General features: G+C 39.4%; 6 protein-coding genes. 2 read left to right on the forward strand and 4 right to left on the reverse strand.

The window, feature by feature from the left end; all coding sequences use genetic code 11:
* Positions 1 to 38: 38 nt before the first annotated feature.
* The 3 genes from L655_RS0111250 to L655_RS0111260 are packed head-to-tail and all read right to left on the reverse strand — an operon-like array spanning position 39 to position 6,180.
* Positions 39 to 938: a diguanylate cyclase gene (locus L655_RS0111250; protein ID WP_024605076.1), complete on the reverse strand. Its 900-nt coding sequence runs from the start codon at positions 936 to 938 to the stop codon at positions 39 to 41.
* A complete protein-coding gene (locus L655_RS0111255; RefSeq protein WP_080670021.1) occupies positions 922 to 4,731 on the reverse strand; it encodes an ATP-binding protein in 3,810 nt (1,269 codons plus the stop codon). The genes L655_RS0111250 and L655_RS0111255 overlap by 17 nt, the downstream gene beginning before the upstream one ends.
* Before the next feature lie 51 nt (positions 4,732 to 4,782).
* Positions 4,783 to 6,180: a PhoH family protein gene (locus tag L655_RS0111260; RefSeq protein ID WP_024605078.1), complete on the reverse strand. Its 1,398-nt coding sequence runs from the start codon at positions 6,178 to 6,180 to the stop codon at positions 4,783 to 4,785.
* A gap of 305 nt (positions 6,181 to 6,485) precedes the next feature.
* Here L655_RS0111260 and rapA point away from each other — a divergent pair, with 305 nt between their 5' ends.
* Both rapA and L655_RS0111270 read left to right on the forward strand, forming a co-directional pair.
* Positions 6,486 to 9,380, forward strand: a complete 2,895-nt coding sequence (rapA, locus tag L655_RS0111265; RefSeq protein ID WP_024605079.1) for an RNA polymerase-associated protein RapA — start codon at positions 6,486 to 6,488, stop codon at positions 9,378 to 9,380.
* Between the two features lie 326 nt (positions 9,381 to 9,706).
* A complete protein-coding gene (locus L655_RS0111270; RefSeq protein WP_024605080.1) occupies positions 9,707 to 10,480 on the forward strand; it encodes a YggN family protein in 774 nt (257 codons plus the stop codon).
* A gap of 110 nt (positions 10,481 to 10,590) precedes the next feature.
* Here the strand turns inward: L655_RS0111270 and L655_RS0111275 are convergent, their stop codons facing one another.
* Positions 10,591 to 13,020: a zinc-dependent metalloprotease gene (locus L655_RS0111275; RefSeq protein WP_024605081.1), complete on the reverse strand. Its 2,430-nt coding sequence runs from the start codon at positions 13,018 to 13,020 to the stop codon at positions 10,591 to 10,593.
* Positions 13,021 to 13,130 lie beyond the last annotated feature (110 nt).

The raw sequence follows: 13,130 nt of genomic DNA on the forward strand, positions 1-13,130 counted from the left end.
CAATATATGAATATTGGCGTTTTTTGTATATTAAGTTTTTAGCGTGCGACTATTCTATCTCTCCCTGCATCTTTAGCGGCATATAAGCCTAAATCGGCCTCTTCTAATAATGCTTGCTCAGCATACACCTTACCACTTTGTGTAGTGGCAATACCTATACTTATAGTGATGTGGTCTGCATTTAATGAAGCTTTATGTTCTATATTCAAAGCATTTACAGCATTGCGTAATTTATTAGCAAACTCCATAGCTTCATGTTTATCAATTCCTGGTAGCACAGCAGCAAATTCTTCTCCGCCATAACGAGCAATAAAGTCACTGCCACGTTCACATTGAGCCGCAAGTGCTTGCGCAACATTCTTTAAACACTCGTCGCCAGCACGGTGTCCATAGCAATCGTTATAGCGTTTAAAGTGATCTATATCCATTAGTAACACCGATAGCGGTGTTCCACTTCGCTTGCTGCGGCGCCATTCTCGAGATAAGTTTTCATCAAGGTAGCGTCTATTTGGTATCTCAGTTAAGCCATCTATCGAAGCTAGCATTTCTAGCAAATCATTTTTTTGCTTTATGAGGAGTTGGTTGCGCACTCTAACGCGAACAATAGAAGGACTAAATGGCTTGGTTATGTAGTCCATTGCACCGAGCTCTAAACCCTTTGCTTCATCATCATGGCTACGATTGGCTGATATAAATATAATAGGAATAGACTGAGTTATTGGGTTTTCTTTAAGCTCCACAAGTACTTGATAGCCGTCAATTCCAGGCATAATTACATCAAGGATTATTAAATCAACTTGCGCTGTTTTTACAAAGGTCAGTGCTTTTTCACCACTTTCAACTAAGAACACGTCGTGCTCTGCTTTAAGTGTTTTTTCAAGTACTAATCTGTTGATTGGATCATCATCCACAATAAGTACTTTAGCTCTTTTCGACATCCCTAACCCCTAGCCCTTTTATAAAAACAATTACCTGTTCTAGCTGTATGATAAGCTCTTGTAGTGTAATCTCAATAGGCTTATTAGTTGTTTTAAGCGTTCTTTCACACAATAAAGCACAATGTGATAATCGTCTAAAACCTAAATTACCTGCTACACCCTTGATACTATGCACTAAACGTACCAAATCATCCTTATTGGTTGTTTCTTCTAGTTGCGATAGCTGGGTTTCACACAAGCTAGCAAACTTATCAATCATCGTATTAAGTAGTTTTTCATCCATACTAAACTGCGTTAAAGCAAATGATTTTTCAAAAAAGCTTGGTTTAACTAAGTTTAAATCAGCAATTGCATCAATAAGTACTTTAGCAACAACCGGTTTAGTTAAATGTTTATTCATGCCGCACTTTAAAGAACGTTCTACATCAGCAGGTTCACAATGAGCCGTTAAAGCAAAAATAGGCAGTTGCTTTGCGTCAAACTGTTGACGAATCAAAGCGGTTGCTTGACAGCCATCTATTTTCGGCATTTGCACATCCATCAATATTAAGTCAGGCTTCAAAACTTGCAATAATTCCATACCAATTGATGCGCTTAAAGCCGTAACAACATTTACGTTTGCTTGGCGCAGAACACTGCTAATTATTTCTAAGTTAAGCTGATTATCATCAATGGCTAATACAAGTAGACCCGATATATCAGCTTTACTTTCAGTTGCACTGTGTACTGCGGCACTTGTATTAACTATAGGCTTTTGCTGAGAGTTCAAACTAAATAGCCTTTGCCCTAATGCCGATGCTTTAACGTGATGCGCAGCTAAGTGCTCGCTTGTCGGTAAATTAAGTGTGTGCTGATGATTAATAATAATTACCGATGTTTCTTTAGCTGATAATGAATCATTAATCGCTTCAACATTTAAAAGTGCAGGTAAGTCAGCTGCATCAATTATTATTTTTTGAGTATTAGAGAGCTTAATTGGGTATTTCAGTACCTCATCTAAATTAATATTAGCAAGTTCGTTATATGCATTTGTCACCTGCTTAAGCTCTTTACTTTGATCAGATAAAATAGCCAATGTATTAGTCGGTAACACTGTGTTTTTAGTGGTATCAACTAAAAAACTAATACTGAAATAAAATTCGCTGCCGTGGCCTTTTTTACTCTTTAAAGCAATCTCCCCACCCATTAACGATACTGCATGTTTAACAATAGCTAAACCTAGCCCAACCCCTTGGTGTATGCGGGTTGAAGATTCATCACCTTGAGTAAAAGCATCGAATAAGCGACTTTGATCAGCTTCATCTATACCCATGCCAGTATCGATTACTTTAAAGCAAATATGCTGTTGCTCTAGGCTATCGCTTTCAATAAGTTCCATTTTTAAAGTAATGGAACCTGTTTTTGTAAACTTAACGGCATTAGTTAATAAGTTACCTAATATTTGCTGCAAACGTATACTGTCGCATATCAAATCAGGTGCTATTAGCGGGTCAATATCAATAACAAATTCAATACCTTTTCCTTCGCACAATGGAGCCGTTAAGCTTTCACAAATATCCACCAGCTCAACCATGCTAAAAGACGCTTGTTTTAAATCGGTTTGCGAACCTTCAATACGTGCAAAATCAAGCATTCTATTAAGCATTAATAACAAGCTTTGTGCTGCATGCTTAGCTTGATCTGTTTGTTGTAATTGCTTTTGCGTTAAGCCTTGCTCTATTAACATATCAAGCAACCCTAAAACAGCGTTCAAAGGGGTACGTATTTCATGACTTAAATTGGCTATAAAGCGGCTTTTAGCTAGGGTTGCTCGTTCGGCATCAAGTTTTGATTTAGTTAAGGCACTTACATCCTGAATGTGTATAACATAATAAGCTGGATCGCGGTTTTCATCCCAGACAAGCGATACACTTAGTTGCAACCAGCTTGTTAAACCCCCTTGAGCAAGCGTTAAATGGTATACGCGTTTTTTGTCATCTAGCAATTGCGCTAAAGTGCTTTTTATTTGCTTCCACTGGGAGTCATCAAATAATGCTTTCAACTGCTCCCCAACTAGTACTGGCTGATCAGAAAACTGCTTTCTTGCTGCTTTATTTACTTGCAATATGGTGTGTTCAAGCGAGAGTAAAACCACGCAGTTAGCCGCAAATTCAATTGCACTTCTAAATTTAGATTCAGATGATTTTAAGGCCAATAATGTTTGTTGCTGCTCGGTAATATCGCGACCAATGCCCATGGTTCCTAACAGGTGTTGGTGCTCGTTATAAAAAGGTGCAATAGTAAGTTGATACGATTTTGTATCGGTTTCTATTCGCTGTTCAACACTATTTCTGTTTTGTAATACTTGTTTTTCAAGCGCATTTATTTGCTGATCATTGTCACCTAAATCATCTACATATTTACCAACTAATGCAGTTTGATCTTTACCGATATATGCCTCAAATGCTTTATTGCATCCTAAGAATGAACCATCAATATTTTTAAAGTAAATAAGGTCTGGCACACTGTTTAGCATAGTGTTGAGTAAAGCTAAGTGGCGCTCTTTCGCTTCGTAACTGCGGCTTAGTTTTTCTGATTGCAGCTGAACTTGGTCGTCCAGAGCTTTATTTGCACTTTGTAATGAATCAACTAACTGTTTGTTTTTAGTAAATACACGCTTCACTTTAGAAAACCAAGGTTGCCAGCTCAGTGGAACTTTGTAATTTAGCTGCTCTTCTTGTTGTGTCCCGTTACTCTCAAGGTATGACATTAAGTGAGTCATCGGCTTTATAAAAATGCGCTGACTTAACCAAAAAAACACGCCAAACATAATACTTAAAAATAGCGTTAAAAAAGTAAACTCTAGTAATATCTCATACTTAATTGAGCTTATTAATTGGGGTTTGTGCTCGTAAAATGCGGCGTGAATAGGTAACTCATCCATAGGCTGCATAAAGTAATTACTATCACTAGTTAATACTGTTTTTTGACTCTGATGATCGGCCAAGTCTGGCCAATAATTTTTTAACGCAGTCGCTTGCTCTATTATCTGTTTAGAGCTGGCGATAATTTGATGCGATTGGTTCATAAAAACGTATTCACCACTGTTCGGTGACACCTTTTTTAACCATCCAGAAATTGCTTGAACATCATAAATTAAAATAATGTAATCGGCTGAGCCTGTGCTTCGTTGTCGACCAATAGCAAAATACGAATTGTCATTCACTTTAACAATAGGACTTGAAGTAAGTTTGTTTTGCGCAAATTTTGGCTTAAATTTTCCATTTAAAATTTCAGTAAGCATAAAACTTTGGCTTTTGTTGTGCCTGCTTACATAAGCAAAACCATTATCATCAACATACGCTACAGCAGATAACGACTGCATTAATGCAAGCGTTGTATTAAACGAAGGCCCTAATGTAATAGCCTGCTGCCACTGCATTAATGCCTTAGCAGATAACGCAAACTCACCTTTACCCACTATTTCAGTACTTTGATCAATAAAATGACGATAATAGTAACCATCATATTGATTTATGCCTTCGAGCAAATCTTGGTTTATTTTGGGATAAGTCGCTTGCTCGTATAAGTTAAACATGGTGGTAAGTAGATTACTCACCGAGTCCATCCCGTGAGTAACCTGTGCTGAAACATTTGTAAAGTCAGCTTGGCGTTTTTCAACCGTCCGCTCAAGCTTTATATTATATAAGTGCAAGCACAGTAAAAAAGCGACAATCAATGGCACTAACAGCGCAATAAATAATGAACGATAGTAATGCTTCAGAGGTAAAAAATTCAATGTACTGCCTGCCATTTGGCTCGAAAATCAATCGATAGACTATCGAGCCAATTTGTTAAGCGCAAGTTATAAATTTTCTTCTGCAAATGATGCTAAGCGGCTACGTACAACACCGTTGAGATTTATTGTTGCGCTGCCTTCAAAGTTTTTAAAGCGCTCTACTATGTAGGTTAAGCCCGATGTTACTGGCGTTAAATAGTTACTATCTATTTGCGCCAAGTTACCTGTACAAATTAATTTAGTACCTTCGCCGCAGCGAGTAATAATCGTTTTAAGTTGAGATGCCGTTAAATTTTGGCTCTCATCTAAAATTACCACTGCATTTTGAATGCTACGCCCGCGCATAAAGTTAACCGATTTAAACTGTACATTAGCCTTCTCCATTATGTAATTTCGACTCGATATTGGATTTTCGTCGCCTTTGTGCAATACCTCCAGCGTATCAGTGATAGCTGCAAGCCATGGCGCCATTTTTTCCTCCTCCGTGCCTGGCAAAAAGCCAATAGACTCTGCTATTTCTGGCGTATTACGGGTAACTATTACTTTATCGTAAATACCTTTTTCGATGACCATTTCAAGGGCACTGGCAAGTGCTAACAAGGTTTTACCACACCCTGCTGGTCCTGTTAAAATAACAAGCTCAATACTTGTATCCAGTAGTGCATCTAATGCCATCCCTTGATAAATATTTTTGGGCTTAACACCCCATGCTTGTTGATGCATTAAACGCTCAACACCAATATCTTTGAGCGTTATGTGCTCGTCATCGTACGATTTAACGCGCGCCGCAAACTGCTCCCCTCCATCAAGTAAATATTCATTACAAAATACATCAGGTATTAAGTTTTTAGGCACATGATGAAACGTATCTCGTCCGTGTTGCTGCGTATTACACTCCCCTACATGATCCCAAAAATCACCTTCAATTTTTTTATAACCACTAGTGAGTAGGCTTATATCGTCAATAAGTTGATCGGTACGGTAATCCTCAACATATTTAAGCCCGGCGCCTTTAGCTTTTAAACGCATGTTTATGTCTTTTGTAACAAGTATTACTTTTGAATCACTGTGCTGCTTTTGTAAGTACACGGCGCAATTGATAATACGATGGTCATTTTCGTTACCTGGCAAACCAGAGATGGAGTCGGCAAATAAATGGTCGTTTACAATAATGAGGGTACCGGCAGAGCTCGCTTTTGCCTTTTTGTTACTCGGCAGCGCCACGCCTTGTAGCATTTGTTCGGGCGTTGCATTTTTAAGTACTTCATCTAATCCACGAATAGCGACGCGCGCATCACGGCTTACGTCGTGTTTTCTGTCTTTTATATGGTCAAGTTCTTCAAGCACCGTCATCGGAATTACAACGTCATGCTCTTGAAAAGACAAATAAGCGAGTGGTTCGTGAAGTAGTACGTTGGTATCTAGCACATACATTTTACTTTCAAGGTTCGAAGCTTTTTCCATAGCACTTTCCTTACGTTTTATGATTTTTATGCTATACCAAAATAACTAAGTAAAACGGGCAAAACTTAAACCTGCAATACTTAATTGCTAAGGCATAATGTAAGTTTAGTCTATTTGTCATAAAAGTCCGTTTTATTACAAACTGTAATTAGTTTTGATTTACCTAAAAAAGAGTCATAAACAAGCTGTTTTAATAGTAATAATTAACACTTACAAAATTAATTAAAAGTGAGCCAAATAGCGCCTTGCAGTGGTGTTAGCTTACAGGTAACATAGCCGCCTTTTTCATCATAGACGAGACATACATGAATTTTTCCTTAGGTCAGCGTTGGATCAGTGATACAGAGTCAGATTTAGGATTAGGCACCGTTGTTGCCATTGAAGGCCGTCAGGTCAGCATATTATTTCCTGCCAGTGGTGAAAACCGTGTTTATTCTAGTGCAGAAGCACCTGTTACCCGTGTGGCATTTAATCCTGGCGATGTGATCAAAAGCGTTGAAGAATGGGAATTAGAAGTAGAGTCTATTGAAATACAAGGCGAGTTACTTTGTTATCACGGCACCCGTGTTGATAATGGCGAAACGGCTAAACTTAAAGAAACCTTTTTAGATCATTTTATTAAATTTAATAAACCACAAGATCGTTTATTTGCAGGCCAAGTAGATCGTTTTGATCGCTACACACTTCGCTACCAAACGTGGTTACATAAATTTGAACGTGAACAATCGCCTATTAAAGGTTTAATTGGTCAGCGTGCTAATCTTATTCCGCACCAGCTTTATATTGCACAAGAAGTGGGTAAACGTTTTGCCCCACGCGTACTTTTATCAGATGAAGTAGGCCTTGGTAAAACAATTGAAGCGGGCATGATACTACATCAACAAATTATTAGTGGCCGTGCGAGTCGCGTACTTATTGTGGTGCCTGAAAACTTACAGCACCAATGGTTAGTAGAAATGCTACGCCGCTTTAACTTACGTTTTTCTATTTTTGATGAAGAGCGCTGCGACGAAGCGTTTGCAGATTCTCCAAACGTATTTGATACAGAGCAACTAGTACTTACCAGCCTTGAGTTTTTAACCAAGAAAAAACGTTGGTTTGAACAAGCAACGCTTGCTGATTGGGACCTTTTAGTAATAGATGAAGCCCATCACCTAAGTATCAATAACGGCAAGCCAAGCTCTGAGTACCAACGTATGGCAGAGCTTAGCCAAGATATTCCGGGCCTTATTTTGCTTACAGCAACGCCTGATCAACTTGGTCACAGCAGTCACTTTGCGCGTTTACAATTACTCGATCCGGATCGTTTTTACGACTACGACGTGTTTAAAGAAGAAGAAGCAAATTATAAAGACGTAGCGCAAGCTGCAAATCAATTACTGCAAGAGCAAGCTCTGGACGACGCAGCCAAAGCCACGCTAATTGAGCTATTAAAAGAAACCGACATTACTGATATTCTTGAAAAAGCACAGCAAGGTGATTTACCAGCGCGTAAAGAAATACTTAACATGCTACTCGATCGCCACGGCACAGGTCGTATATTATTTAGAAATAGTCGCAGCGGCATTGATGGCTACCCTAGTCGTAAATTACACGCCTACCCAATGGCATTGCCAAAGCAGTATAAAACGGCTATGTCGGTTCTTGGTAACATGGGCGGCATTCAAAACCCTGAACTAAGTGCACACCGTGCTCTGTTTCCTGAAAAAATATTTCAAGAATTTGAAGGCGAAAGCGCAAGCTGGGGTTTATTCGATCCACGTGTAGATTGGTTAATCGACACTCTTAAAACGCTTAAGCGCGAAAAAGTACTGCTTATATGTGCTAAAGCTGAAACAGCTATCAGCCTTGAGCAAATACTGCGTGAACGTGAAGCAATTAAAGCGTCGGTATTTCACGAAGGCATGTCGATTATTGAGCGTGACCGCGCTGCTGCATTTTTTGCAGACGAGTACGATAATGCACAAATATTACTGTGTTCAGAAATTGGCTCAGAAGGTCGTAACTTCCAGTTCTCGCATCACTTAGTGTTGTTTGATTTACCACTAAACCCAGATTTGCTCGAGCAACGTATTGGTCGATTAGACCGTATAGGTCAAACACAAGATGTGAACATTCATGTGCCATATTTTGAAAACACCGCTCAAGAAGTACTGCTACGTTGGTATAACGAAGGTCTAGATGCATTCGAATCTACATCAACAACTGGGCAAATGCTTTATAAAGAGTTCCGTGATGACCTACTTGAATATATTTCTGCGCATAACTGCGATGAAGACGAACTCGATCCATTACTTGAGCAAGTAGCACAACAAAATGCGGTACTGCGTAAAAAAATGGAAAGCGGACGAGATCGTTTACTAGAGCTACATTCATCGGGTCAAGGTGCTGCCGACTCGCTTGTGACTGATATCGAAAAACTCGATAACCAGTTTGAATTGCCAAGCTACATGATCAACGTGTTTGACACATTTGGCGTAAGCCAAGAAGATAAAGGCGAAAACACCATTATCTTAAAGCCAACGGAACATATGTTAAATGCATCGTTCCCATCGCTTAAAGAAGACGGTATGACGGTTACCTTTGATCGCGACACGGCACTTTCGCAAGAAGACGTACACTTTATCAGCTGGGATCACCCTATGGTGCAAGGCACCATGGATATGATTTGTGACGACGACTTTGGTAGCGCATCGGTAGCATTACTTAAAAACAAAAAGTTACCGCCTGGTACCTTTTTTGTTGAGCTTATTTTTGTTGCAGAAGCAATGGCACCAAAAGTATTACAAGTTGGTCGCTTTTTACCGCCTACACCAATTCGTATATTGCTCGATAAAGCAGGTAATAACCTAGGTGAAAACGTGGCATTTGAAGGCTTTAATCAGCAGTTATCAGCCGTTGGCCGCCAAACAGCAAGTAAGCTTGCCGGTGCATTGCAAAGCGCTGTTCACCCGATGATCACTACCGCTAAAGATATGGCACAAGAAAAACTTGAAGTTATTCGCGCAGCGTCACTTGCTAAAATGCAAACATCACTCAGTGAAGAGCAAGAGCGACTTGTTGCCCTCAAGCAAATTAATCCGAATATTCGCCAAGAAGAAATTACCTTCTACGATAAGCAACGTAACGACCTAACTACGTATATTGAAAAAACGCAGTTACAACTTGATGCAATTCGCTTAATAGTGGTTTCACACTAAATATTTAGTTTTTAGTCTTTTGAGCCGACTCCAGAGTAAATTTAGAGTCGGCTATTAAGCTTAATTGATATAAATAGCTGTACCTTTTTAAACTTTATTTAAAAACCACGTGTTCTTATTTTACTATGAGCCACTTCTACCCTCTCTAGCTATATATTAAGCCCTTTGTTGAACTGTTGATTTTGCCCAACATAACCATATCTAAAAACTCAAGCTGCACTCTATACAACTATTCTGTGAGATAGTTGATAGGTTTATTTTCCCTTGCATAAAGTTGTTTTTTTGTTAACCTACTCGCCTTCCATTTTAGTCTTTTTGAGGTGTTTATGGCGTTTCTATCTCGTTCGATATTGGCGTTTTCCATAGCGCTCTCAAGCACTAGTGTCTTTGCTCAAGCCCAATGCGATGTTGAATTACGTCATGGTTTAATTATTACTGACGATGCAATTCGCATATTAGATAAAGGCCAAACTCGTGTCCAAATTAATAACAATAACCAACTGTTTATTCGCGGTTATTGGGTTGATTTAAGCGATGACGAAAGCAAAGTACTCGAACAGTTTAGTAATGGTATTCGCCACACAGTCCCCGAATTAGTAAACCTTGCTACCGATGGTGTTAACTTAGGCTTAAGCGCTATTGAACACGTAGTTGAAGGTATGTCAGACAAAGAACCTGAAGTACTTAAAACACAATTGCAGTATGTAGAGCGCGCGCTAATGGATAAGTTTAAGCGCGGAGATGACTTCTTTTTTATAGCCCCTCAATCACTTTCGCAAATAGATGATTTTTTTACTAAAGAGATCAGCCAGCAAATTCACTCTGCTGTTCATGGATCGTTAGGTGCTATTTTGGTATCACTTGGCGATGCGTTTAAATCGCGTGAAGGTAATATAGAAGATCGCATTAACGACATGGGGCAACGCATGGATATTATCTCAAGAGAAATTGATAAATCGCTACAAAAAAAGGCGCATCAATTAGAGCTTAAGGCTTCTGAGTATTGCGAATGTTTAAATGCACTCGATGTAACCGAGTCTCGCTTACAGGCAATAGTACCTGGTATGGCCGATTACGATTTAGTGCAAATAAAGTCTTAGAGTACGTATTCGTTTTTAGAATAAAATAACACCGAGTATAAATATACTCGGTGTTTTGCTTTGTAATTGATTAAATGATTGATTTAAAATAAGCGCTTCTACTTTTTATTCTAAATTGGTGAGCCCGGTGGGATTGGCAGCACTTTAAAGTTGTTTGGCCATTGCCCTTTAATTAAAAACTGATTTACTTGCTCAGCTAAATATTGCTTAAACGCACTCTCGCCAGTACTTGTATGGCTCAGCATTGAGTTTTGGTTAAAGTCTTCACTTAACTTAACTAAGTAGTAACGTAACTGCGCCTGTACTTCAGGGCTTGCACTATCGCTTGCTACTAAATCAGCCATGGCTTTTGCAGTTAAAAATTGCACGCGCTGAGTTATTTTACCTGTCATCGTATTAGGTGATGACGCGTTAAACACTTGGCCATATAGCTCCTCAAGTAACTCATCTAAACTATAAAAGTCATTACTACGTGCTTGTTGCTGCGCTAAGCGATTTAAACGCTGTGCATTTAATAAAAGCGACAAGCTGTGCTGCACTGCAACCTCGGGTAATGCCATTGCATCGAGCGTTAACCCTGTGCGCCCAACTATGCTCTCGCGCGACTTAGACTCGCCGTATGCTTTTGGTGGAATAAGTGATAGTACCGATTCAGGAAGTAATAAGTTACTTGGCTTAAGCGTTGCAAAAATAGCGTTTACCGCTTCTTGTTGCATTTTTTTATCAACCACTTGCGCACCTTTTACGGGTGAGTCACCGCGTGTTTCGTATTCGTAATCAACACCGGCAATAAGCTTAACCGCAGCCTCAACCTGAAAACGGTGAAACAGATAAAGCGGAACTAGTTTTTCCTCTAATTGCGATAATGAGTCGCCCGTTTTAATATTATTAATACCAAACTGCGAAAGCGCTTTTTTACGTACGTCGAGTACTCGTAAAAGCTCCTGAGAAGGATTAGTGCCGTTATCCCATAGATGAGCTGTTGGATGTGCGCCACCTTTAGCACGAGCATCACTATCTGATATAAACTCAAGGCCTTTAGTTTTGTTCTCCTTTAAAATAGCAGCAAGTTCTGCGCTTTCATCTTGGTTAGTGAAATCGCTATAGCCATATTTAATTACTTGGGTATCCCACACGCCCATGCCTGTTGCATAGCCGCGCGTTACATCAAGCTTACCTTGTTCATTAAAACTAAGTAGCGGATGTGGGTAATCCATTACAGAAGCTCTATCACCTACCGATGCCGCAAAGTTATGAGCAATACCTAACGTGTGACCAATTTCATGCGCGCTTAATTGGCGAATCCGATCAAGCGCCATTGCTTGCAAGTTTTTAGCAACTTCATTGCCTTTTAAATAAGGAGCAGCGAGTGCTTCAGCTATTAAAATATCTTGGCGAACACGCAATGAGCCAAGTGTTACATGCCCTTTAAGTATTTCACCTGTACGCGGGTCAATTACAGAACTACCGTATGACCAACCACGCGTTGCACGGTGTACCCATTGAATGACGTTGTAACGAATATCCATAGGGTCGGCGCTACTTGGCAGCACTTTTACTATAAATGCATTTTTATATCCTGCAGCAGTAAATGCGTCGTTCCACCACTTTCCACCTTCAAGCAAAGCGCTTTTAACGGGCTCTGGTACGCCAGGATCAAGGTAATATACAATTGGTTTAACAGGCTCACTAATAGGTAAACTTGAATCCTTTTTAGTTAAACGATGGCGCGGTATATAACGCACGTACATAGAGTCACCAAGCGGCGCTGCGTAATCTTTATGTTCTATACTCCAAAAACCTGATTGCGGATTAAACTTACGAGGCGTGTAGTTATCATCTGGTAATTGAATAAGTGAATGATGCATATGAACAGTAAGCGCATAAGGGTCGGCACTTACTTGGCGAACAAATTCACCTGGTTTTGTGCCCTTAAATGTAAGTACGGCTTCAAGCTCAGTGTTTTTTACAAATGCTTTTGAGCGATTCATATAAACGGCGCTACGTGATTCATCAAGGCTAAAGTTGCCTTGCTTACGTGCAGCAAGTGTGCGGCTTACGCCATGTACATCACTTAATAAATAAGGCGTATAATCAATAAGTGCTGTGGCTTTATCTTCTGCAACCACTTTAAAACCAGCAAGTATACTTGATGCAAACGCTTCTTTAATACTTTGCTGTTCAGCCTTGTTACTTGTATTAGCACGATAGTAAGTATTTACAGCCCGCAGCATTACTTTGTCGCCAAAACGCTCAAACTGCACAAGGTGAGTATTACCAAGCTGACCTCTATCAAGGCCTATATCGTTAGAGCCAATACCGTAAGGCAAGCTTTGTTGCAGTAAAAATTGTTGTTCAAACTTATCAACTTTTAAATATACTTTTCCCTTTTGGGTATCGTAAAAAAACGAATAATAGCCCGGAAAATGATTCATTTGCGTAGTAAATTCATCAATTGACTTAATTGCTGCGTGCGCTTGAGTTATGATAGAGCACAGCACAGTAAAGAATATGTAACTTAGTAGTGGTATTTTTTTCATAATCTTATCTTTGTTATTTGTGTTTTAAGTACGATTAGGTGGTCCCATTATAGGGTGCTATTTAAACAATACAGTTATTTAAGACGAATTTCAGCGCTCTAAGCTAATCT

Source organism: Pseudoalteromonas sp. TAE79 (assembly GCF_000498015.1).
Classification (GTDB): domain Bacteria; phylum Pseudomonadota; class Gammaproteobacteria; order Enterobacterales; family Alteromonadaceae; genus Pseudoalteromonas.